The 23,610-nt window shown below is 70.4% G+C and carries 17 protein-coding genes; 13 read left to right on the forward strand and 4 right to left on the reverse strand.

Translation table 11 applies throughout. The features are described 5' to 3' along the window. The first annotated feature begins 64 nt into the window (after window positions 1-64). Window positions 65-4,690 (forward strand): glutamate synthase large subunit, encoded by a 4,626-nt coding sequence (gltB, locus tag OG787_RS37405; protein ID WP_369035119.1) that lies wholly within the window; start codon window positions 65-67, stop codon window positions 4,688-4,690. After that, window positions 4,683-6,143 carry a glutamate synthase subunit beta gene (locus OG787_RS37410; protein ID WP_369035120.1) on the forward strand — a complete coding sequence of 487 codons (1,461 nt, stop codon included), beginning with the start codon at window positions 4,683-4,685 and terminating at the stop codon, window positions 6,141-6,143. The genes gltB and OG787_RS37410 overlap by 8 nt, the downstream gene beginning before the upstream one ends. Window positions 6,144-6,255: 112 nt before the next feature. Here the strand turns inward: OG787_RS37410 and OG787_RS37415 are convergent, their stop codons facing one another. Beyond that, on the reverse strand, window positions 6,256-7,095 hold the full coding sequence (locus OG787_RS37415; protein WP_405538208.1) for a chitosanase: 840 nt from the start codon (window positions 7,093-7,095) through the stop codon (window positions 6,256-6,258). Between the two features lie 90 nt (window positions 7,096-7,185). Here OG787_RS37415 and OG787_RS37420 point away from each other — a divergent pair, with 90 nt between their 5' ends. From OG787_RS37420 to OG787_RS37445, 6 genes are all read left to right on the forward strand, one after another. Then, on the forward strand, window positions 7,186-7,905 hold the full coding sequence (locus OG787_RS37420) for a VWA domain-containing protein (protein ID WP_405538210.1): 720 nt from the start codon (window positions 7,186-7,188) through the stop codon (window positions 7,903-7,905). A gap of 75 nt (window positions 7,906-7,980) precedes the next feature. Beyond that, window positions 7,981-9,621, forward strand: a complete 1,641-nt coding sequence (locus OG787_RS37425; protein ID WP_369035123.1) for a cytochrome bc complex cytochrome b subunit — start codon at window positions 7,981-7,983, stop codon at window positions 9,619-9,621. A gap of 54 nt (window positions 9,622-9,675) precedes the next feature. Further along, window positions 9,676-10,464 carry an SDR family oxidoreductase gene (locus OG787_RS37430; protein WP_405538212.1) on the forward strand — a complete coding sequence of 263 codons (789 nt, stop codon included), beginning with the start codon at window positions 9,676-9,678 and terminating at the stop codon, window positions 10,462-10,464. A gap of 31 nt (window positions 10,465-10,495) precedes the next feature. Further along, a complete protein-coding gene (locus OG787_RS37435; protein ID WP_369035125.1) occupies window positions 10,496-11,110 on the forward strand; it encodes a TetR/AcrR family transcriptional regulator in 615 nt (204 codons plus the stop codon). A gap of 23 nt (window positions 11,111-11,133) precedes the next feature. Beyond that, a complete protein-coding gene (locus tag OG787_RS37440) occupies window positions 11,134-12,291 on the forward strand; it encodes an acetyl-CoA C-acetyltransferase (RefSeq protein ID WP_369035126.1) in 1,158 nt (385 codons plus the stop codon). 32 nt (window positions 12,292-12,323) lie between these two features. After that, window positions 12,324-13,082, forward strand: coding sequence for an SDR family oxidoreductase (locus OG787_RS37445; RefSeq protein WP_405540703.1), 759 nt, complete (start codon window positions 12,324-12,326; stop codon window positions 13,080-13,082). Window positions 13,083-13,419: 337 nt separating this feature from the next. Here the strand turns inward: OG787_RS37445 and OG787_RS37450 are convergent, their stop codons facing one another. Beyond that, window positions 13,420-14,157, reverse strand: coding sequence for an ankyrin repeat domain-containing protein (locus OG787_RS37450; RefSeq protein WP_405538213.1), 738 nt, complete (start codon window positions 14,155-14,157; stop codon window positions 13,420-13,422). 75 nt (window positions 14,158-14,232) lie between these two features. Next, the gene (locus OG787_RS37455; RefSeq protein ID WP_405538214.1) at window positions 14,233-15,165 is read right to left on the reverse strand and encodes a hypothetical protein; all 933 of its coding nucleotides are present in this window, start codon (window positions 15,163-15,165) and stop codon (window positions 14,233-14,235) included. A 191-nt stretch (window positions 15,166-15,356) separates the two neighbouring features. Between OG787_RS37455 and OG787_RS37460 the strand changes: the two genes are divergently transcribed. After that, entirely contained in the window at window positions 15,357-16,151 is a 795-nt protein-coding gene (locus OG787_RS37460) for a trypsin-like serine protease (protein ID WP_369035129.1), read from the forward strand. 914 nt (window positions 16,152-17,065) lie between these two features. On the opposite strand, the gene OG787_RS37465 is transcribed toward OG787_RS37460, so the two are convergent. Beyond that, window positions 17,066-18,850, reverse strand: coding sequence for a glycoside hydrolase family 35 protein (locus OG787_RS37465; RefSeq protein ID WP_405538215.1), 1,785 nt, complete (start codon window positions 18,848-18,850; stop codon window positions 17,066-17,068). 123 nt (window positions 18,851-18,973) lie between these two features. Here OG787_RS37465 and OG787_RS37470 point away from each other — a divergent pair, with 123 nt between their 5' ends. The 4 genes from OG787_RS37470 (at window position 18,974) to pepN (ending at window position 23,549) form a co-directional block, all read left to right on the forward strand. Beyond that, window positions 18,974-19,864: an AraC family transcriptional regulator gene (locus tag OG787_RS37470; RefSeq protein ID WP_369035131.1), complete on the forward strand. Its 891-nt coding sequence runs from the start codon at window positions 18,974-18,976 to the stop codon at window positions 19,862-19,864. A gap of 78 nt (window positions 19,865-19,942) precedes the next feature. Further along, entirely contained in the window at window positions 19,943-20,287 is a 345-nt protein-coding gene (locus tag OG787_RS37475; protein ID WP_369035132.1) for a chorismate mutase, read from the forward strand. Between the two features lie 139 nt (window positions 20,288-20,426). Next, window positions 20,427-20,903, forward strand: coding sequence for a two-component system response regulator (locus tag OG787_RS37480; protein ID WP_405538216.1), 477 nt, complete (start codon window positions 20,427-20,429; stop codon window positions 20,901-20,903). 126 nt (window positions 20,904-21,029) lie between these two features. Then, the gene (pepN, locus tag OG787_RS37485; protein ID WP_405538218.1) at window positions 21,030-23,549 is read left to right on the forward strand and encodes an aminopeptidase N; all 2,520 of its coding nucleotides are present in this window, start codon (window positions 21,030-21,032) and stop codon (window positions 23,547-23,549) included. Window positions 23,550-23,610: the final 61 nt, after the last annotated feature.

Consider the following 23,610-nt stretch of genomic DNA (forward strand, 5'->3'; position numbering starts at 1 on the left):
CCAAGAGGGCCAACGTCGTCCCTCGGCTTAATGCATATGCCACACGACGACGACGGGAGAGCCGATGCGTACGCCGCGCCAGCCGTCCCAGCATTCGGAGAATGGCCAGAAGTGGTCCTTCATGGATGCTCGCCCTGCTGCGCAGGGTATGTACGACCCCCGCAACGAGCACGACGCCTGTGGCGTCGGCTTCGTGGCCACCCTCACCGGCGAGGCGAGCCACGCGCTGGTCGAGCAGGCGCTCACGGTTCTTCGTAACCTGGAGCACCGCGGTGCCACCGGCTCCGAGCCCGACTCCGGTGACGGCGCCGGCATTCTCTCGCAGGTCCCGGACGCGTTCTTCCGTGAGGTGGCCGGATTCGAGCTGCCCGCGGCCGGCTCCTACGCGGTCGGTACCGCCTTCCTCCCGGAGGAGACGGCGGCGACCGACGCGGCCCCGGCTCTCGCCGAAGCCGTCTCACGTATCGAGACGATCGCCGTCGACGAAGGTCTCGTCGTTCTTGGCTGGCGTGACGTGCCCGTCGCCCCGGGGCTGCTCGGTGCCACCGCCCGTTCGACGATGCCCGCCTTCCGGCAGATCTTCGTCGCGGACAGCGCCGCCGTGCCCGCCACGGGCATCGACCTCGACCGCAAGGCCTTCGCGCTGCGCAAGCGCGCCGAGCGTGAGGTCGGCGTCTACTTCCCCTCGCTCTCCGCGCGGACCATCGTCTACAAGGGCATGCTGACCACCGGCCAGCTGGAGCCCTTCTTCCCCGACCTGTCCGACCGCCGCTTCGCGTCGGCCGTCGCGCTCGTCCACTCGCGCTTCTCCACGAACACCTTCCCGTCGTGGCCGCTCGCCCACCCGTACCGCTTCGTCGCGCACAACGGCGAGATCAACACGGTCAAGGGCAACCGCAACTGGATGGCCGCGAGGGAGTCCCAGCTCGTCTCCGATCTCTTCGGTGACAAGGGTCTTGAGCGCGTCTTCCCCATCTGTACGCCGGACGCCTCCGACTCGGCGTCCTTCGACGAGGTGCTCGAACTGCTCCACCTCGGTGGGCGTTCGCTGCCGCACTCCGTGCTGATGATGATCCCGGAGGCGTGGGAGAACCACGGCACGATGGATCCCGCACAGCGCGCCTTCTACCAGTTCCACTCCACGATGATGGAGCCCTGGGACGGCCCGGCCTGTGTCACCTTCACCGACGGCGTCCAGGTCGGCGCGGTCCTCGACCGCAACGGACTGCGCCCCGGCCGCTACTGGGTCACCGACGAGGGCCTCGTCGTCCTCGGCTCCGAGGTCGGCGTCCTCGACATCGACCCCGCGAAGGTCGTCCGCAAGGGCCGCCTCCAGCCCGGCAGGATGTTCCTCGTCGACACCGCCGAGCACCGCATCATCGAGGACGACGAGATCAAGGCCGGCCTCGCCGCCGAGCAGCCGTACGCGGAGTGGCTCGAAGCCGGCGAGATCGAGCTGTCCGACCTGCCCGAGCGCGAGCACATCGTGCACACCCACGCCTCGGTCACCCGCCGCCAGCAGACCTTCGGTTACACGGAGGAGGAGCTGCGCGTCATCATCGCGCCGATGGCCAAGACCGGCGGCGAGCCCCTCGGCTCCATGGGCACCGACTCGCCGATCGCCGCGCTGAGCGAGCGCCCGCGACTGCTCTTCGACTACTTCACCCAGCTGTTCGCGCAGGTCACCAACCCGCCGCTGGACGCCATCCGCGAGGAACTGGTCACCAGCCTGCGCTCCTCCCTCGGCCCCGCCAGCAACCTGCTGGAGCCGAGCGCGGCCTCCTGTCGTAGCGTCACCCTGCCCTTCCCGGTGATCGACAACGACGAGCTGGCCAAGCTCATCCACATCAACGCCGACGGCGACATGCCCGGCATGAAGGCCGCGACCCTCTCCGGCCTCTACCGGGTCAGCGGCGGCGGCGACTCCCTCGCCGCCCGCATCGACGAGATCTGCGCCGAGGCCGACGCCGCGATAGACAACGGCGCCCGTCTCATCGTCCTCTCCGACCGGCACTCGGACGCCGAGCACGCGCCGATCCCCTCGCTGCTGCTCACCGCCGCCGTCCACCACCACCTCATCCGCACCAAGCAGCGCACCCAGGTGGGCCTGCTGGTCGAGGCCGGTGACGTCCGCGAGGTCCACCACGTCGCCCTGCTCATAGGCTTCGGCGCCGCCGCCGTGAACCCCTACCTGGCGATGGAGTCCGTCGAGGACCTCGTCCGCGCCGGTACGTTCCTGCCCGGCATCGAGCCCGAGCAGGCCATCCGCAACCTGATCTACGCGCTCGGCAAGGGCGTCCTCAAGGTCATGTCCAAGATGGGCATCTCGACCGTCGCCTCCTACCGGGGCGCCCAGGTCTTCGAGGCCGTCGGTCTCGACACGGCCTTCGTCGAGAAGTACTTCCTCGGCACCGCCACCAAGATCGGCGGCGTCGGCATCGACGTCATCGCCAAGGAGGTCGCCGCCCGGCACGCCAAGGCGTACCCGGCGTCGGGCATCGCCCCCGCCCACCGCGCCCTCGACATAGGCGGCGAGTACCAGTGGCGCCGCGAGGGCGAGCCGCACCTGTTCGACCCCGAGACGGTCTTCCGCCTCCAGCACTCCACGCGCACCCGCCGCTACGACATCTTCAAGAAGTACACGGACCGCGTGAACGAGCAGTCCGAGCGGCTCATGACGCTGCGCGGCCTCTTCGGCTTCAAGTCGGACCGCCCGTCGATCTCCATCGACGAGGTCGAGCCGGTCAGCGAGATCGTCAAGCGGTTCTCCACCGGCGCCATGTCGTACGGCTCCATCTCCCTGGAGGCGCACGAGACGCTCGCCATCGCCATGAACCAGCTGGGCGCCAAGTCCAACACCGGTGAGGGCGGCGAGGACCCGGAGCGCCTGTACGACCCCGCGCGTCGCTCCAGCATCAAGCAGGTCGCGTCCGGCCGCTTCGGTGTCACGTCCGAGTACCTGGTCAACGCCGACGACATCCAGATCAAGATGGCCCAGGGCGCCAAGCCCGGCGAGGGCGGCCAGCTGCCCGGCCACAAGGTGTACCCGTGGGTCGCGAAGACGCGTCACTCGACGCCCGGTGTCGGGCTCATCTCGCCGCCGCCGCACCACGACATCTACTCCATCGAGGACCTCGCCCAGCTCATCCACGACCTGAAGAACGCGAACCCGCAGGCGCGGATCCACGTGAAGCTGGTCTCCGAGGTCGGCGTCGGTACCGTGGCCGCGGGTGTCTCCAAGGCGCACGCCGATGTCGTCCTCATCTCCGGGCACGACGGCGGTACGGGTGCTTCTCCCCTTACTTCTTTGAAGCACGCCGGTGGTCCCTGGGAACTCGGGCTCGCCGAGACCCAGCAGACCCTGCTGCTCAACGGCCTGCGCGACCGGATCGTCGTCCAGACCGACGGTCAGCTGAAGACCGGCCGCGATGTCGTCATCGCCGCGCTGCTCGGTGCCGAGGAGTTCGGTTTCGCGACCGCGCCGCTCGTCGTCTCCGGCTGCGTCATGATGCGCGTCTGCCACCTCGACACCTGCCCGGTCGGCATCGCCACCCAGAACCCGGTGCTCCGCGACCGGTTCGCGGGCAAGGCCGAGTACGTCGTGAACTTCTTCCAGTTCATCGCCGAAGAGGTCCGCGAGATCCTCGCCGAGCTGGGCTTCCGCACCATCGAGGAGGCCGTCGGCCAGGCCGGCACGCTCGACGTCGAGCGCGCCGTGAACCACTGGAAGGCACAGGGCCTGGACCTGGCCCCCCTCTTCTACGTGCCCGAACTGCCCGAGGGCGCGGTCTACCACCAGGTCATCGAGCAGGACCACGGCCTGGAGAAGGCGCTCGACAACGAGCTGATCAAGCTCGCCGCCGACGCCCTCGCCGCGTCCAGCGCGACCGACGCCCAGCCGGTCCGCGCCCAGGTCGCCATCCGCAACATCAACCGCACGGTCGGCACGATGCTCGGCCACGAGGTGACGAAGAAGTTCGGCGGCGCCGGTCTGCCCGACGACACCATCGACATCACCTTCACGGGCTCCGCCGGCCAGTCCTTCGGCGCCTTCCTCCCGCGCGGTGTCACTCTGCGCCTCGAAGGCGACGCCAACGACTACGTCGGCAAGGGCCTTTCGGGCGGCCGGGTGATCGTCCGTCCCGACCGGGGCGCCGACCACCTCGCCGAGTTCTCCACCATCGCGGGCAACACCATCGCGTACGGCGCGACCGGCGGCGAACTGTTCCTGCGCGGCCGGACGGGCGAGCGGTTCTGTGTCCGCAACTCCGGTGCCACGGTGGTCTCGGAAGGCGTGGGCGACCACGGCTGCGAGTACATGACCGGCGGTCACGCGGTCGTCCTCGGCACGACGGGCCGTAACTTCGCGGCCGGTATGTCGGGCGGCATCGCGTACGTCATCGACCTGGACCGCGACAACGTCAACGTCGGCAACGTGGACGCGATCGAGGCCCTCGACGACTCCGACAAGGTCTGGCTGCACGATGTCGTGCGCCGGCACCAGGAGGAGAGCGGCTCGACGGTCGCCGAGAAGCTCCTGGCCGAGTGGGACGTCGCCGTCGAGCGCTTCAGCAAGATCATCCCCAGTACGTACAAGGCAGTGCTCGCCGCCAAGGCCGCCGCCGAGCAGGCCGGTCTCACCGAGACCGAGATCACCGAGAAGATGATGGAGGCGGCGACCAATGGCTGATCCCAAGGGCTTTCTGAACCACGGCCGCGAGGTCGCCAAGTCCCGCCCGGTGGACGTCCGTCTCAAGGACTGGAACGAGGTCTACGTTCCCGGCTCCCTGCTGCCGATCATCAGCAAGCAGGCCAGCCGCTGCATGGACTGCGGTATCCCGTTCTGTCACAACGGCTGTCCACTCGGGAACCTGATCCCCGAGTGGAACGACTACGCCTACCGCGAGGACTGGACGTCGGCGTCCGAGCGTCTCCACGCCACCAACAACTTCCCGGAGTTCACCGGCCGTCTGTGCCCGGCTCCGTGCGAGTCGGCGTGCGTGCTCGGCATCAACCAGCCCGCGGTCACCATCAAGAACGTCGAGGTCTCGATCATCGACAAGGCCTGGGAGACGGGCGATGTCGCCCCCCAGGCCCCCGAGCGCCTCTCCGGCAAGACGGTCGCGGTCATCGGCTCGGGCCCGGCGGGTCTCGCCGCCGCCCAGCAGCTGACGCGGGCCGGTCACACGGTCGCGGTGTACGAGCGCGCGGACCGCATCGGCGGCCTCCTGCGCTACGGCATCCCCGAGTTCAAGATGGAGAAGCGGCACATCAACCGCCGTATCGAGCAGATGCGCGCGGAGGGCACCCGCTTCCGTACGGGCATCGAGATCGGCCGCGACCTCAAGGCGACGGACCTGCGCAAGCGGTACGACGCCGTCGTGATCGCCGCCGGTGCGACGACCGCCCGTGATCTCCCCGTCCCCGGGCGGGAGTTGAAGGGCGTCTACCAGGCGATGGAGTACCTGCCCCTGGCCAACAAGGTCCAGGAGGGCGACTTCGTGGCCCCGCCGGTCTCCGCCGAGGGCAAGCACGTGGTCGTGATCGGCGGCGGCGACACCGGCGCGGACTGCGTGGGCACCGCCCACCGCCAGGGCGCGGCCTCCGTCACCCAGCTGGAGATCATGCCGCAGCCGGGCGAGGAGCGGAACCCGAACCAGCCCTGGCCGACCTTCCCGATGCTCTACAAGGTCACCTCGGCGCACGAGGAGGGCGGCGAGCGCGTCTACTCCGTCTCGACGACCCACTTCGAGGGCGACGAGCACGGCAACGTGCAGTGGCTGCACCTCACCGAGGTCGAGTTCATCGACGGCAAGCTGACGCAGAAGCCGGGCACGGAGCGCAAGATCCCCGCCCAGCTGGTCACCCTCGCGATGGGCTTCACGGGCACCGACCAGGACAACGGCCTCGTCTCGCAGTTCGGCCTGGACCTCGACGAGCGCGGCAACATCGCCCGCGACGCCGACTTCGCGACCAACGTCCCGGGCGTGTACGTCGCCGGTGACGCCGGCCGCGGCCAGTCGCTCATCGTGTGGGCCATCGCCGAGGGCCGCTCGGCCGCTCGCGGAGTCGACCGCTTCCTGACGGGCGTGAGCGAACTGCCCGCCCCGATCCGCCCGACGGACCGTTCCCTGATGGTCTGAGGGCCCCAAAGACGTCCCGTACAAAGGCGTACGGAACGAACAACCACGGCGCTCGCCACAGTCCCCGACCGGACGTGGCGGGCGCCGCGGCGCGTTCGGTGCCGGACCCGCCTCAGGGGATCTTGTACGTGTCCCCGTACACCTTCCACTCCAGCGGTGTACGGAGGTCCAGGTTCCCCTCGTCGAGGAAGCGCCGTTGGGCGGTGTCGACGCGGCTGGTGTTCACGCCCGGCCGTTTGTCCAGCATCGCCTGGCGGCGGGCGTCGAGGAACGCGTCCAGGTACGCTTTCTCGTCGCCGCCCTCCGCCGGGCTGTCGGCCTCCGCCAGGGCGGCGGCGCGGATGCCGCCCATGCTGAACCAGTCGCTGCCCGGGCCGTGGTACACCATCGCGTCGTAGTAGACGAACTGGCCCAGCAGCCCCAGCCCGTCGTCGACGGCGAGCCGCAGCGCCGGTTCGAAGTAGCCCTTGTCCCGCTTCACGTCCTGGGCCTCGCGGAACGCGGCGACCGTCGACTCCTGCTTCCAGGCCGCGGGGAAACCGGGGTCGAGCCCCTCGTGCGAGTCCGTGCCGTCGACCGCGCGCAGCGCCGGGATGTAGGGCGCGAGGGCGTTGTCCGGGTGCTCCTTCGTGTAGGCCTCGACGAGGGTGAGGAGGTCGTGGGTGCCCGTGCAGAAGCCGATGATTCCGGCCGTGTAACCCTGCCCGTCGCCGATGTCCTCGACATAGCCGTACGCGCTGCGCCAGTCGAGTGTGCTGTTCTCGGCGCTCGCGACGATCTGCTGGGCCAGTTCCTTCTTCGCCGGGTCCGCGAGTGTTGGCTCCGCCTCCAGGGAGCCGGTCTCCAGACGCTTGGCGTCGGGGCCGTGCGAGTCGTCCGACGTGACGGACAGACAGGCGGTCGTTGCCAGTAACGGCACTACGGCGAGGAGGAGAACGCCGGTACGTTTCATGGGCAAAGGGTACGTGGGGCCCTCGCTCGTCCGGGTGACGTACCCTCAACATTTGCGTCGGTCCGGCGCATTCCGGTAAGGAGCCCACGCGTGGCCGCGATCAGTCTCACCAAGGTGCAGGAGAGCGCGCCCGCGCTGGTCAGCTTCTACAAGAGCGCCGGGGCGGCCGTGGACCGGCACGGTCTCGACGGTCAGCCGGCCGCCGTCTATCTCGTGGTCGACTACTCCGGCTCCATGAAGCCGTACTACAAGGACGGCAGCGTGCAGGCGCTCGCCGACCGGGTGTTGGGTCTTGCGGCCCACTTCGACGACGACGGGACGGTTCCCGTCGTCTTCTTCTCCACCGACATCGACGCCGTGACCGGTATCGCGCTCGACGACCACGCGGGAAGCGTCGACCGGATCGTGGCCGGGCTCGGCCACATGGGCAAGACCAGCTATCACCTCGCCATGGACGCCGTCATCGAGCACTACCTCGACAGCGGGTCGACGGCCCCCGCGCTCGTCGTCTTCCAGACCGACGGCGGCCCCATCAACAAGCTCGCCGCCGAACGGTACGTGTGCAAGTCGGCCCGGTTGCCGCTGTTCTGGCAGTTCATCGGGTTCGGGGACACGAGCAGCAAGCAGTTCGACTTCCTGCGCAAGCTCGACGAGTTGGCGGTGCCGGAGCGGCGGGTCGTCGACAACGCCGGGTTCTTCCACGCCGGTTCCGATCCGCGTGCCGTGTCCGACGACGAGTTGTACGACCGGCTGGTGGGCGAGTTCCCGAAGTGGCTGATCGCGGCGCGGGCCGAAGGGATCGTCGGCTGACACCGGCGTACGACCCGTTGGCACAGGTGCGCCGTCGTGCCACCCTGAGGATGATCCGAGGGGGAGGCAGTACGGATGAACACGGCTGTGGGCAAAGGGAGTTCAGCACGCAGGGGTGAGGTCCCGAAGGGGGAGAAGCTCGCCGACTGGGCCGACGGACGGCTGGGCCTCTACGCCCTCGCCAAGGCCAACATGCGCAAGGTCTTCCCGGACCACTGGTCCTTCATGCTCGGCGAGATCTGCCTCTACAGCTTCCTCATCCTGATCCTCACCGGCGTCTACCTCACCCTCTTCTTCGAGCCGAGCGGCGTCGAGGTCGTCTACGACGGCTCGTACACCCCGCTCAACGGCGTCATCATGACCAGGGCGTACGAGTCCACGCTCGACATCAGCTTCGACGTACGTGGCGGACTGCTGATCCGGCAGATCCACCACTGGGCGGCGCTCGTCTTCGTCGCCGGGATGCTCATCCACATGATGCGCGTCTTCTTCACCGGCGCGTTCCGCAAGCCGCGCGAGCTGAACTGGGCGTTCGGCTGGACCCTGTTGTTCCTCGGCATCATCACCGGCCTGACCGGCTACTCGCTCCCCGACGACCTGCTCTCCGGCACCGGCCTCCGCTTCGCCGACGGCGCGATCCTGTCCGTCCCGGTCGTGGGGACGTACCTCTCGATGTTCCTGTTCGGCGGGGAGTTCCCGGGCCACGACATCATCTCGCGGCTCTTCCCGATCCATGTGCTGCTGCTGCCGGGGATCATGCTGGGGCTGGTCGTCGCCCATCTGATCCTGGTCTTCTACCACAAGCACACGCAGTATCCGGGGCCCGGCCGCGACCAGAAGTCGGTCGTCGGCATGCCCTTCCTGCCGGTCTACATGGCCAAGGCGGGCGGCTTCTTCTTCCTCACCTTCGGTGTGCTGGCGGTCCTTGGCGGCATCGCGAGCATCAACCCCGTATGGGCGTTCGGCCCCTACCGTGCCGACCTGGTCACCACCGGCGCCCAGCCGGACTGGTACCTCGGCTTCTCCGAGGGGCTGATCCGGGTGATGCCGGGATGGGAGATCAACGCCTGGGGCCACACCCTCGCGCTGGGCGTCTTCATCCCCTTCTCCCTCTTCCCGCTGATCATGCTGGCCATCGGCGTCTACCCGTTCATCGAGGCCTGGATCACCGGCGACAAACGCGAGCACCACATCCTCGACCGGCCGCGAAACGTCCCCGTCCGTACGGGACTCGGGGTCGCCTGGCTGAGTCTGTACGGCGTGCTGCTCATCGGCGGCGGCAACGACATCGTGGCCACGCATCTGCATCTGTCGATCAACGCGATCACCTGGTTCGTACGGATCGGGTTCTTCGTCGTGCCGGTGCTCGCGTTCGTCGTGACGAAGCGGATCTGTCTGGGGCTCCAGCGTGCCGACCGCGACAAGGTCCTGCACGGCAGAGAGACGGGCACGGTCAAACGCCTCCCGCACGGCGAGTACGTCGAGGTCCATGAACCCCTCCCGCAGGAGGCGCTGTTCACCCTCACCCAGCACGAACAGGCCCCGCCGTACGAGATCGGTGCGCTCGTCGACGCCAACGGCGTCCGCCGCAGGGTGAGCCCCGGGCAGCGGCTGCGGGCCCGGCTTGCGCGGTCGATGTTCGGCCCCGACACGCGGATCCCCAAGCCGACGGTGGAGGAGTACCGGGAGATCAGCAGTGGGGATCACCACCACTGAGTCCATGGGCGGCAAACCTTCCCTAACAAGTGTTTGGTAGGTTACGGTGGCTCCATGGGAGACGTCGACAGTCCGGCGTACGTACCCGGACATGGGCTGCTGAAGGGCCGCACCGCCGTGATCACGGCAGCCGCGGGCGCTGGAATCGGCGGGGCCACCGCCCGCCGGTTCCTGGAGGAGGGCGCACGCGTGCTGATCAGCGACGCGCACGCGCGGCGGCTCAAGGAGTACGAGGGGGAACTGGCCGCCGAGTTCGAGGGCGCCGTCGACTCGCTGCCCTGCGACGTCACCGACGAGAGCCAGGTGCGGGCCCTCTTCGACACGGCCGTGGAGGCGCACGGGCGGCTCGACATAGTCGTCAACAACGCCGGTCTCGGCGGCACTTCGACTCTCGTCGACATGACGGACGAGCAGTGGTCGAGGGTGCTGGACGTGACGCTGAACGGCACGTTCCGGTGCGTACGGGCCGCGCTGCGGGCTTTTCGCGACAGCGGCTCGGGAGGCGTGGTGGTCAACAACGCGTCCGTCGTCGGCTGGCGGGCCCAGGCCGGGCAGGCGCACTACGCCGCCGCCAAGGCGGGCGTGATGGCGCTGACCCGGAGCGCGGCGATCGAGGCGGCGGAGTACGGCGTCCGGGTCAACGCGGTGTCACCGAGCCTCGCCATGCATCCCCACCTCGTGAAGGTGACGACGCCCGAACTCCTCGCCGAACTGACGGCCCGTGAGGCTTTCGGGCGGTACGCCGAACCCTGGGAGGTGGCCAACGTGATCGTGTTCCTGGCGTCCGGCTACTCCTCGTACATGACAGGGGAAGTCGTCTCCGTCAGCAACCAGCACCCCTAGGACGACTCATGCCGGGGACCACAATGGACACGTGCCTCCTACGAAGAAGAAGCCCCAGGTGACCGCCGTGCCCGCCCGCCGCCACGAACTCCTCGCCACCGCAGCCGAGGTCTTCGCGGAACAGGGCTACAACGCCACCACCGTACGCAAGATCGCGGACCACGCCGGCATGCTCGCGGGCAGCCTCTACTACCACTTCGACTCCAAGGAATCGATGCTGGAGGAGATCCTCCGCACGTTCCTCGACGAGCTGTGGCACGGCTACGACGCCGTCCTGGACGCCGAGTCCGGGCCGCGCGAGACGCTGGAGGCGCTGGTCACCGAGTCGTTCCGGGAGATCGACCGGCACCGCGCCGCCGTCGCGATCTACCAGAAGGAGAGCAAGCAACTGGTCGCGCAGGAGCGGTTCGCGTTCCTCGCCGAGTCGCAGCGCAAGTTCGAGAAGGCGTGGCTGTCCACGCTGGAACGCGGAGTCGCCGCCGAGATCTTCCGCGCCGACCTCGACATCCGCCTCACCTACCGCTTCGTGCGCGACACCGTGTGGGTCGCGGCGTCCTGGTACCGGCCCGGCGGACAGCACAGTCCCGAGGAGATCGCCCGGCAGTACCTGTCGATGGTGCTGGACGGGATCGCAGTACGTGAATAGCCCTTTTCTGTGAGGGAGTTGCCATGGCCGAGGCCTATGTCGTCGAAGCGGTTCGTACGCCTGTCGGGCGGCGCGGAGGTGGTCTGAGCGGGGTGCATCCCGCCGACCTGGGCGCGCACGCGCTGACGGCGCTGATGTCGCGGGCCGGGGTGGACCCGGCCGCCGTGGAGGACGTCGTCTTCGGGTGCCTGGACACGGTGGGGCCGCAGGCCGGTGACATCGCCCGGACCTGCTGGCTGGCCGCCGGGCTGCCCGAGGAGGTGCCGGGGGTGACCGTCGACCGGCAGTGCGGGTCGTCGCAGCAGGCCGTGCACTTCGCGGCGCAGGCCGTGCTGTCCGGCACCCAGGACCTGGTCGTCGCGGGCGGCGTCCAGAACATGTCGATGATCCCGATCGCCTTCGCCTCCCGCCAGGCGGCCCTGCCCCTGGGGCTGACGGAGGGGCCGTTCGCGGGCAGCGCGGGGTGGCGGGCGCGGTACGGGGACCGGCCGGTGAACCAGTTCGCGGGCGCCGAGATGATCGCCGCCAAGTGGGGCATCAGCAGGCTGGACCAGGAGGAGTTCGCGCTGCTGTCGCACGAACGGGCGGTGCGGGCCATCGACGAGGGCCGCTTCGCGCGCGAGACCGTGGCCTACGAGACGGTGACCGTGGACGAGGGGCCGCGCCGGGACACGTCCCTGGAGAAGATGGCGGGCCTGAAGCCGGTGATCGACGGCGGCACCATCACTGCCGCCTGTTCCTCCCAGGTGTCCGACGGGGCGGCCGCGATGCTGCTCGCCTCGGAGCGGGCGGTGCGCGAGCACGGGCTGCGCCCGCGGGCCCGGATCCACCATCTCTCGGTACGGGGCGAGGACCCGATCCGGATGCTGTCGGCGCCGATCCCGGCCACGGCCCACGCCCTCAAGAAGACCGGCCTGTCCATCGACGACATCGACCTGGTCGAGATCAACGAGGCCTTCGCGCCGGTCGTCCTGGCGTGGCTGAAGGAGACGGGCGCGGATCCGGCGAGGGTGAACGTCAACGGCGGGGCGATAGCGCTCGGTCACCCGCTGGGCGCGACCGGGGTCAAGCTGATGACCACACTCCTGCATGAACTGGAGCGCACGGGGGGCCGGTTCGGGCTCCAGACGATGTGCGAGGGCGGGGGACAGGCGAACGTGACGATCATCGAGCGGCTTTGAGCGTGTTGAACGGCACGGACGGCTTGGCCGGCTTGAAGGGGCGTGTCGCTCTTGTCACCGGCGGAACGCGTGGAATCGGGGCGGGTATCGCCCGGGCTCTTGTCGAGGCGGGCGCGGAGGTTGTGGTGTGCGCTCGGCGACCCCCCGAAGTCCCGTTGCCCGGGGTGGAGTTCACGGCTGTCGATCTGCGGGACCGGACTGCCGTGCACGACTTCGTCGGGGGGCTGCCGCGGCTCGACGTGCTGGTGAACAACGTGGGGGGCAGTCCTTATCGGCCGCTGGGTGGGGGCGAGAGTGGCGGTGGTGGTGGGGATGTGGAGCGGCACGCTCGTGTCATCGAGCTGAACCTGATCACGCCGCTCACGGTTTCCCTCGCCGCGTACGAGCACCTGAAGCGGGCCCGGGGTTCTGTTGTGATGATCGGCAGTGTCAGCGGGAGCCGGCCGTCGCCGGGGACTGCCGCGTACGGGGCGGCGAAGGCGGGGCTGGAACATCTGGCCCGTTCGATGGCCGTGGAGTGGGCGCCGGAGGTACGGGTCAACACGCTCGTCGTCGGCATGGTCCGGACGGAACTGTCCCACCTGCACTACGGCGGGGCCGACGGCCTGGACGCGGTCGCCCGCACGGTGCCCGCGGGCCGCCTGGCCGATCCGTCCGACATCGGCGGGGCGGTGGTGTTCCTCGCGTCCGACGCGGCGGGGTACATCAGTGGGGCGAGCTTGCTGATGCATGGCGGGGGAGAGAGGCCGGCGTTCCTGGACGCGGCGACGGCCAACAAGGGGGGTTGCTGAGGCGGGGAGTTTCTCGCCCCCGCCGCCCCTACCCGTCCCATCCCTGGGGACTGCGCCCCCAGACCCCCGCCATCGGCCTGAACGGCCTCGTCCTCAAACGCCGGACGGGCTGGAGGGTGCCGGGCGGGCGTTCGAGGACAACCGCGCCCTGCCCGCCCCTTTCCCCGCCCGCACACGCCGCCTCCGCAGCATGGGCGGTGCCTCTTCAGCGTCGGCGGGCTTGATCTTTTAGCCCGTCCGGCGATTGAGGACGAGCGCGTTCAGCGCGACAAGGGGGGTCTGGGGGCGCAGTCCCCAGGGATGGGACGGGTAGGGGCGGCGGGGACGAAGAAAATGCTCACCCCACCCCCAGCACCTCCTCCAGCACCGCCACGATCTCCGCATGCCCCGTCCCCTGGTCAACCCCCGCCACCACCACCCCGTCCCGCACCAGCTCCACCGCAACCCCCTCCGCCCACCGCCGAGTCACATACTCCCCGCCGAACCCATGCGCCCGCGCCAACCCCGCCCGCAGCTCCGTCGCCACATCCACCCCCGTCCAGCGCCGCGCCTCCGCCAACGCCTCCCCCCTCGCCCGCGCCCCCCGAGCCAGCAAGGACCGTACGCACGCGGCAGAGCCCCGGCGGGCGGCCGTGACCAACGGGGGCTCGCCGGTCGGGCCGGGACGGTTCGGGTCCGCGCCCGCTGCCAGCAGGGCCTCCGCCACCGCCGCGTGACCGCAACGCAGCGCCCACGCCAGCGCCGTGAACCCGAACGCCTCCACCGCGTCGGGAACGGCCCCCGAGGCCAGCAGCGCGCGGACGACGTCCGTGTGACCGCCGCAGGCCGCCCCGCACAGGGGGAGGTCCGAACCCGCGCTCAGCCGGTCGGGCGCGGCGCCCGCGGACAGCAACAGCCGTACGATGCCGGGCGCGTCGCTCACCGCGGCCATGTACAGGGCGGTCTGGCCGTCCTCGTCGAGCGCCTCCGGGCTCACACCGAGCCGCAGCAGCCGTACGACCGCGTCCTCGTCACCCTCGTACACCGCGGTGAAGAGGTCGTGATCACTGCCTTGTGGCGGTTCTTGCCCGTTCATACCTTCCGACCTTCGCTCGCGAAGGGCCGGTGAGGCAAAGGCTTTCGGGGTGAAGTGCCCCACGCTTCCCCGACATCACGTGTCGCACTCCAGCACCGTCCGGCAGACCCCGCACCGCGCTCGCACCCGCCCCCGTACCGGTACCCGGATGCGCTGATGACACGTCGGACAGGGAAACGAGACCCGCAGCGGACCATGACCGTCAGAGCCACCAGAGGCATCGGACCCATCGGGGGTGAAGCTGTACGGGACGACGCCCGGCTGCGACGAGCCCGGCCCGTGCTGGCGGTCCTGCGCATGGCGGCGGTCGCGTGCGTACCGGCGGCGGCCCGCCCAGCCCGCCGCCGTCAGCGGAGGCTGACGCGAGTCGCGGCGGGCCAGCTCCATGCCCGCCGCGTACGCCGTGTACGCCTGCGGGCTGGTGAACCAGATCCCGGGGTCCTCGTCGAAGAGCAGGGCCCGCTTGGCCAGGACGTACCCGAACTCCTCCGGCGTCAGATAGCCGAGCTTCTGCGAGGAGTCCGCGTCCTCGCGGTAGGCGTCCAGGAGCAGCCAGCCCGCGCCCAGATACGCGGCCGCCGTGTCCGTCAGGATCTCGTTGTCGCGTGTCCCCGGGAAGGACAAATCCAGGCGGTGCAGATAGACATGCATCACCTCGTGCGCGAGGGCCGCGCCGATGTCCCTGCGGTGGGTGCGGAATCGGTCGTTCAGCTCGATGAAGTACTCGGGTCCCGCCGCCAGTTCGACATTCGCCGCGTGGGTCATCTCGCGGAAGCCGACGATCATGCGCGCGTCCGGGAGCCGGTAGTGCCGCACCATCTCACGGGCCACGCGCTGCGCGCCCAGATGCAGGTCGTCGGTGTCGCAGAACGCCACGTCGACCGGGGCCACACTCGTCGCGAAGGTCTGGACGGTGTCGTACGACAGCCTCTTGTAGAGCGCGTTGATCGCGGCCCGCACCGTCTCCAGATGTGGGTAGCCGTGCTCGACCGGTCCGTCGTTCGCCACGTCCTTACCCCCAAGACGCCCTGAACTCTTCTCCACCCTACGCGCAGGGGAGCTGTCGGTAAGAGCGGATTTCCTACCGTCCGGTTCCGCCGCGGGCACGTGATATCCGCCCTTGTTCCGCACCCGCCTTGATCTTCATACTTGCGTTCTTTGTCACCACGTCACCACCACCCCCCACGAAAGGACGTACGTTGACCCACACCTCGTCGGTCGGAAGAGGTCTCTCCCTGGTCAAGCGGGCCGCGGCGGTCGGTGCCGCGGCCCTCGCGATCGCGAGCCTCCAGCCGCTCGCCGCACAGGCCGCGCCCGCGCCCGTCGTAGGAGGAACGCCCGCCGCGCAGAACGAGTTCCCGTGGCTGGTGCACCTCTCGATGGGCTGCGGCGGCGCGCTCTACAAGAAGGACGTCGTCCTCACCGCCGCCCACTGCGTGGACGGCTCCGGCCCCACCACGGGCATCACCGTCACCGCGGGCGTCGCCGACCTGAACGCCTCGGGGGCGATCAAGGTCAAGTCGACCAAGGTCCTGCAGGCCCCGGGCTACAACGGCGCGGGCAAGGACTGGGCGCTCGTCAAGCTCGCCCGGCCGATCAACAAGCCCACGCTGAAGATCGCCACGACGACCCAGTACAACCGCGGCACCTTCACCATCGCGGGCTGGGGCGACACCAAGGAGAACGGCGGCACCGGCACGACCAAGCTCCAGAAGGCCACCGTCCCCTACGTCAGCGACGCGGGCTGCAAGCTGCACTACGGCAAGCGGCTCGTCCCCGGCGACGAACTGTGCGCCGGCTACCTCGCGGGCGGCGTCGACACCTGCCAGGGCGACTCCGGCGGCCCCATGTTCCGCAAGGACGACACCGGCGCCTGGATCCAGGTAGGCATCGTCAGCTGGGGCGACGGCTGCGCCCGCCCGGGCGTACCCGGCGTCTACTCCCAGGTGTCCACCTTCGCGAAGGCCATAGCCCGGGCGGCGTCCACGCTGTAGGCGACCCGAGTCCGGCGGGCCACCTGGCTCCGCCGGACCCGGCGGACGGACTCCGGCAAGCCGTATCCGAGGGACCGAAGACGGGCCCACGAGTCGAGATCGGGGAGCCCGGCCCCCGAGAGGCGAGCCCCGGAAGGCGGGATCCGGGACCGAGCCCTGGGAGCCCGCCCCGGAAGCCCCGACCAGGGAGGCAGGCCCGGGGAGACGGGTAGGCAGCCTCGGTTCCTGCCCGGGCCCACCGGAGCAGCAGCGGCCCCGGCACGTACGGCGAGTGTTGCGGATCCGGGGAAGCGGGATCCGAGGACAGGCCCCGGGAACCCTGACCGGGGAGGCGAGCCCGGGAAGACGAGCACGTCGTCTCGGTCCCTGCCCGGGCCCACTGGCCCCGGCACGTACGGCGAGCGAGCGCGGGACCGGGGAGGTGGGATGCGGGGACAGGTCCCGGGAGCCGCGACCTGAGAGGGCGGGCCCGGGAAGACCGGTACGTCGTCTCGGTTCCTGCCCGGGCCGGGCGGAGCAGCGGCGGCCCCGGCACGTACGGGGAGCGTTGCGGGATCGGGGAGGTGGGATGCGGGGAGAGGTCCCGGGAGCCCCGACCCGGGAGGCGAGCCCGGGAAGACGAGTACGTCGTCTCGGTTCCTGCCCGGGCCCGCCGGAGCAGCGGCGGACCCGGCACGTACGGCGGCGTCGAGGGACTGGGGAGGTGGGATGCGGGGAGAGGTCCCGGGAGCCGCGACCTGAGAGGGCGGGCCCGGGAAGACCGGTACGTCGTCTCGGTTCCTGCCCGGGCCGGGCGGAGCAGCGGCGGCCCGGCACGTACGGGGAGCGTTGCGGGATCGGGGAGGTGGGATGCGGGGACAGGTCCCAGGAGCCCCGACCCGAGAGGGCGGGCCCCGGAAGACGGGAACGTCGTCTCAGTCCCCGACCAGGCCCACCGGAACCAGCACCGGCCCCGCCCGCCCCGCCCCCTCCAGTTCCAGCACCCACACCTCGTTCGTGCCCTCCCGTAGTACCGGCCCCGGCACATACAGCGAGCGCTGTGGGCCCACGGACCAGTACCGGCCCAGGCCGAAGCCGTTGACCCACGCGAACCCCCGTGTCCACCCGGGCAGTTCGAGCCGGGCGTCCCCGGCCCCGCGCACCGTCACCGTCCCCCGGTACAGCCCCCGGGAGTCCTGGTCCGGCGACGGTGAGGGCAGCTCTCCGAAGGGCACCTCCTTTACCGCACCCTCCTCGAACGCGTCCAGCCGCAGCCCCCGTGCCCGCACCCCGTGCAGGAACTGCCGTTCGTGCAGCACGCCCCCGGTGATGCCCTTCGGCTCGCCGATGCGCGGGCCGTAGTTGACCCTCCCCAGGGACTCCACCCACAGCTCCACGCGCGCGTGCCCCGCGACCGGCTCCGGGAGGCATACGTCCCCCTCGCCCAGCACCCCGGCCCGTACCCCGTCGACGTACACCACCGCCAGATCCCGTAGCCCGCGCACGGACAGCGGATACGGCCGCCGCGGACCCGGAACGGTCACCGTGTAGCGCACGAGACCGCGGTCCACGTCCAGTTCCTCGAAGGTGGGCGGCACGGCGTGCTCCGTCTCGGGGCCGCCCAGGGTGTCGAGTACCGCGGTCAGGGGTGCTCGCTCTTCCAAGCACACGGGGACCGGCGTGCCCAAGGAGGTGGGGGCCGGCGGTGGTTCGGGCGGTGGGGTGTCCGCGTACGCCGACAGGATCTCCCTGAAGCGCCAGAACTTCTCCGTGGGGTGCCCGTGTTCGTCGATCGGGGCGTCGTAGTCGTACGACGTCACGTCCGGCTCCAGGGCGCCCTCGTGGGCTTCTCCGAGGGTGCCGTCGCCGGCCGCCCGGTTCGAGCCCGACCAGCCCGCGAAGCTCGTACCGCCGTGTGCCACGTAAATGTTGACCGACGCGCCGCACTCCAGGATCTCCCGGAGGGACTGTGCGGCGTCCTCGGGGTCGCGTACGACGTGTTCGGTGCCCCAGTGGTCGAACCAGCCGCACCAGAACTCCATGCACATCAGAGGGCCCGTCGGGCGGTGCCTGCGCAGCGTTTCGAAGGCCACGCGCGCGTGGGAGCCGAAGTTCACCGTCGCCAGGACGCCCGGCACCGAGCCGCCCGTCAGCATGTGGTCCTCCGGGCCGTCCGAGGTGAACAGCGGGACGCTCACGCCCCCGGCCCGCAGCAGGCCCCTCAGCCGGTCCAGATAGGCCCCGTCGGAGCCGTAACTGCCGTACTCGTTCTCGACCTGCACCATCAGCACCGGGCCGCCCCGGTCGATCTGCCGCGACACGATCTCCGGGAGGAGACGGCCGAACCAGCGCTCCACAGGACCCAGAAAACGGGCGTCACGCGTGCGTGCGTGTCCCGTCAGCCAATGGGGGAGGCCGCCGTTCTCCCATTCCGCGCAGATGTACGGGCCCGGCCGCACGATCGCCCACAGCCCCGCCTCCCGCACCGCGTCCAGGAACCGGCCCAGCTGTCCGACGTCCCTGAAGTCACCGGGACGCGGCTCGTGCAGGTTCCACGGGACGTACGTCTCCACACAGTTGAGGCCCATCGCCCGCAGCATCGCCAGCCGGTGCGCCCACTGCTCCTCGTGCACCCGGAAGTAGTGCAGCGCCCCCGACAGCAGCCGCACCGGACGGCCGTCCAGCAGGAAGTCCGTGTCGCCCACCGTGAACTCGCTCATGTGCCCCACCCTCACCTCTGGCGGCCGACAGCGTCCATGGACAAAGATCAGCGCCAGTTGGACCGAGGTCTTCCGCCCCTCCAACGGGCGGAGACGAGCACGACACAGGCGGGAGGACCGCGGATGTACCGCACCTGGATGCGCTTCTTCAGCCCCGCGCCCGCCCACCACCGCCTCGGCCTCGTCTGCCTCGGCGTAGGCCTCCAGCACGGCGCCCTGCCCACCGTCGGCCCCCGCGTCCTCGACCACCACGTGGCCGTCGTCGTCAGCGGCGGACGCGGCTGGTTCCAGGGCGCCGACGGACACCGCAGGACCGTCACCGCGCCCACCCTGATCTGGCTCACCCCCGGCACCGCCCACCACTACGGGCCCGACCCCGACACCGGCTGGGACGAGGCCTTCGTCGACTTCACCGGGCCCGCCACCGCCACGTACGCCGAACTCGGCTACATCGAACCCGAGCGGCCCCTCGTACCCCTCACCGACGCGGGCCCCGCCCGGGCCGTGATCGGACGCATGGCCCGCGCCGCCCGCCGCGACAACCCCGTCCTGGAGGTCGAGACGGCCGCCGCCGTCCACGAACTCCTCGTCGCCCTGCGCCGCACCCGCGCCGATCTGGCACCCGACGGCGACCAGGTCCTCGCCGCCCTCGCCCGGGACGCCTGCCGGCCCCTCACGGTCGCCGAACACGCCGCCCGGCACGGCATGACACCCGCCGAACTGCGCACCGCGGTACGACGCGGCGCCGGATGCAGCCCCAAGGACTACCTCCTCGGCATCAGGCTGAGCCGCGCCAAGGAACTCCTCGCCGCCACCGAACTGCCCGTCGCCGCCGTCGCCCGCCGCGTCGGCTACGACGACCCCGCGTACTTCTCCCGCCTCTTCACCCGCCGCGTCGGCATGGCCCCCGTCCACTTCCGGGCACAACAGGGACGCACGGTTCCGGGCGGCTGGAGCGACCGCGTCCCCGACCCCGCCGACCCACCGAGGATCGAACACCCGCACGCCACGTAGCGCTCATTTCCCGCCCACCTCAGGCCTTCCCGCCGCCCCACGAGACCGTCCATCCCGTGCCACGTAGGGTGGACGCCCATGACCACCAGCAACAACCGTGAGGTCGAGCCGGAGATCCGCGCGGAACTCGGCCGGCTGCGCGAGAGCATCGACAACATCGACGCCGCCGTCGTCCACATGCTCGCCGAGCGCTTCAAGTGCACCCAGCAGGTCGGCCACCTCAAAGCCGCACACCAACTGCCGCCCGCCGACCCGAACCGCGAGGCCCAGCAGATCGCCCGCCTGCGCCGACTCGCCGAAAGCGCCAACCTCGACCCCGCGTTCGCCGAGAAACTCCTCAACTTCATCATCGCCGAAGTGATCAGACACCACGAGCGCATCGCCGACGACGCCGTGAACGGCGGGAAACCACCGGTGAATTGACCCCCGGGGAGTGACAGCCGGGCACCCGCGGGCGCATGCTGCCCTGTGCACTCATCGCGCACTCGTAGTCAGCCGACGAGCACTGCGCGTCAGCACCACGGGTGCCGTCTGGTTGTCCACGCCGGAGGGACGTCGGGCCATGCCGTCGGATGCCAAGATCCTCATCGTCGACGACCACGAGGACACCCTCTACGCCCTGGAGAGCGCCCTCGCCCCGCTCGGCTACCGGCTCGCCCGCGCCACCAGCGGCGACGAGGCCCTCAAACAGGTACTGCGCGGCCAGGTCGGCCTCCTCCTGCTCGACGTCCGCATGCCCGGCGTCAGCGGCCTCGACGTCGTGCGCTACATGCGCCGCCTCGAACAGACCCAGCACATCCCCGTCGTCCTGCTCACCGGCTTCGGCCCCGACGCCGAACTCACCTCCACCGCCTTCGGCCTCGGCGTCGCCGACCTCGTCATGAAACCCATCGACCCCTGGACCCTGCGCACCAAGGTCCGCTACCTGTACGACGCCCACCGCCGCCACCTCGCCCTCGAACAGGAGGTGCGGGAACTCCGCGCCCGCGTCAAGGACCACGACTTACTCGCCGAACACGCCCTGGAAGACCGCACCTGAGGCCCTGAGGGTGATTCCGGAGGCGCCCCGGAGCCCGCGTCAGGGGCGGGCGGCGCACGTCCGGACAAACACCGTGTACCGATCCGCCCCTGTGCCCTGCCAGCGGCATCAGGCAGCATGTCCTCCATGTCCGTACTGACGCGCGACGAAGCGCAAGCCCGTGCCACCCTCCTGGACGTCCACCGGTACACGGTCGAACTCGACCTCACCACCGGGGACGACACCTTCGACTCCCGTACCGTGATCCGCTTCGCGGTGACGGCGGGCCACACCGGCGCGGACACGTTCGTCGAGGTCAGGCCCGCCGAGCTGCGCTCCGCCACCCTCGACGGCCACCCCCTGGACACCGCCACCCTCACCGACGGCCGACTGCCCCTCAAGGGCCTCGCCGAGGGCGAGCACGAACTGCGCGTGGACGCCGCGATGCGCTACTCCCGCACCGGCGAGGGCATGCACCGCTTCACCGACCCCGCCGACGACGAGACCTACCTCTACACCCAGATGTCCCTGGAGGACGCGGCAGCCGTCTTCGCCAACTTCAACCAGCCCGACCTCAAGGCCGTCTTCGAGTTCACCGTGCGCGCCCCCGAGGGCTGGACCGTCCTCGCCAACGGCATCACCACCGAAACCGCCGACGGCCTCTGGCAGGCCGCCCCCACCCCCCGCATCTCCACCTACCTCGTCGCCGTCGCCGCGGGCCCCTGGCACTCCGTCCGCAGCGAACACCGCGGCCTCCCCTTCGGCCTCCACTGCCGCCGCTCCCTCGCCCCCCACCTCGACACCGACGCCGACGAACTCCTCGACATCACGCGCGCGTGCTACGACCGCTACCACGAGAAGTTCGAGGAGCCCTACCCCTTCGACTCCTACGACCAGGCGTTCGTCCCCGAGTTCAACTTCGGCGCCATGGAGAACCCCGGCCTCGTCACCTTCCGCGACGAGTTCGTCTACCGCTCCGCCGTCACCGACACCGAACGCCAGACCCGCGCCATGGTCATCGCCCACGAAATGGCCCACATGTGGTTCGGCGACCTCGTCACCCTCCAATGGTGGGACGACATCTGGCTCAACGAGTCCTTCGCCGAGTACATGGGCTACCAGACCCTCACCGAAGCCACCCGATACACCGACACCTGGACCGACTTCGGGGTCTCCCGCAAGGCCTGGGGCTACGACGCCGACCAACGCCCCTCCACCCACCCCGTCGCCCCCGAAGCCGTCGACGACACCGCCGCCGCCCTCGTCAACTTCGACGGCATCTCCTACGCCAAGGGCGCCTCGGCCCTGCGCCAACTCGTCGCCTGGCTCGGCGAGAAGGACTTCCTCACCGGCATCAACACCCACTTCGCCCGCCACAAGTTCGGCAACGCCACCCTCGCCGACTTCATCGACTCCCTCGCCGCCGCCACCGAACGCGATGTCCACGCCTGGGCCGACGCCTGGCTGCGCACCACCGGCGTCGACACCCTCACCCCGCGCGTCACCAACGGCGACAACGGCTCCTGCACCCTCACCGTCCGCCACGAAGGCAGCCGCCCCCACCGGGTCGCGATAGGCCTGTACGACCACGACAGCGCCGGCGACGGCACCCTCGCCCTCCGCGAACGCCTCGACCTCGACATCCCCCAGGACGCCCCGCAGCCCATCGGCAAGCGCCCCGCCCTCCTCCTCGTCAACGACGGCGACCTCGCCTACGCCAAGGTCCGCTTCGACCCCGAGTCCTTCAGGACCGTCCGCAGCGCCCTCTCCGGCCTCCCCGACCCGCTCGCCCGCGCGGTCGTCTGGAACGCCCTCCGGGACGCCCTGCGCGACGGCCAGCTCCCGCCCGCCGACTACCTGGAGACCGTCCGCGCCCACCTCCCGCACGAAACGGACCTCGCCCTCGTCCAGGGCGTCCTCACCTTCGCCTCCACCGTCGTCGCCGACCGCTACCTGCCCCCGCAGGAACGCCCCGCCGCGCTCGCCACCCTCGCCTCCCTGTGCCGCGACCTCATCCGCCGCACCGAGGACGGCGACCACCCCGGCCTGCGCCTCATCGCCGTACGCCACTTCATCGACGTCGCCGCCCACCCCGACACCATCGCCGCCTGGCTCGCCGACGGCACCGTCCCCGGCGGCCCCGAACTCGACCCCGAACTGCGCTGGCGCGTCCTGGCCCGGCTCGCCGTCCTCGGCGCCACCGACGAGACCGAGATCGACGCCGAACTCGCCCGCGACCCCAGCGCCTCCGGCCAGGAGGGCTCCGCCCGCTGCCGCGCCGCCCTGCCCGACCCCGAGTCCAAACTCCGGGCCTGGGAACAGATGTTCACCTCCGACGACCTCTCCAACTACCTCTTCGTCGCCACCGCCCAGGGCTTCTGGCAGCCCGAACAGGCCGACCTCACCGAGGAGTACGTCAAGCGGTACTGGACCGACGCCGTCGCCGTCGCCGCCCGCCGCGGCCCCGCCATCGCCGACGCCGCCGGCCGCTGGGCCTTCCCCGCCCACACCGCCACCCCCGAAACCCTCCGCCTCGGCGAGACATGCCTCCGCGACGCCGACCCCATCCCGTCCCTCCGCCGCAAACTCGTCGACCAACTCGACGACCTGGCACGCGCACTGCGCGTACGCGAAGGGGTCACGGAAGGGGCACGGGAACAGGCGTAAGGCGAACACGGGCACGCTGTGGGGCATGGGGCCACCCCATGCCCCACACACCTCCCCACGA

Source organism: Streptomyces sp. NBC_00075 (assembly GCF_045041225.1).
In the GTDB taxonomy this organism is placed as follows: domain Bacteria; phylum Actinomycetota; class Actinomycetes; order Streptomycetales; family Streptomycetaceae; genus Streptomyces; species Streptomyces adonidis.